A 421-nucleotide genomic window follows, 5' to 3' on the forward strand; every position below is an offset into this window, starting at 1 on the left:
GCTTCGGGGATGCCGGGGCCGTCGTCTTCCACCACCAGCAGTGCATCGCCGCCCACGCGCGCGGCGGAGAGCGTGATGCGGCTGCCGCGCCCCGAGTATTGGATCGCGTTGTGCACCAGGTTGGCCAGTGCCTCGCGCAGCAGCGCGGCGTCGGCGCGCACCGGCAGCGTCAGGTCCGTCGGCCGTTCCCAGCCGAAGTCCTGCTGCTTGCCGCGCGCCAGCGGCAGGTAGTCGAGTGCCACCTGTTCTGCCACGGTCACCGCGTCGATCTCGGCCACGAATTCGGCCGGCCCGCCGCCCTCGCGCACTGGCTGCCGAGCACGCGCCAGCGCCAGTAGCTGGTTCGTCAGCCGCGCGGCTTGCTCCAGTTGCGTGACGATGCCGCCCACCGCTTCGCCAGCCGCCTCGCGCCCGGCCTCGC

The 421-nt window shown here is 73.2% G+C and carries 1 protein-coding gene; it reads right to left on the reverse strand.

From position 1 onward, the window contains the following. Positions 1–421, reverse strand: a 421-nt coding sequence (locus AC1DMY_RS21015; RefSeq protein ID WP_477166778.1) for a sensor histidine kinase, incomplete at both ends; no start/stop codon positions are given.

The sequence above is a fragment of the Dyella sp. 01L423 genome (assembly GCF_056399945.1).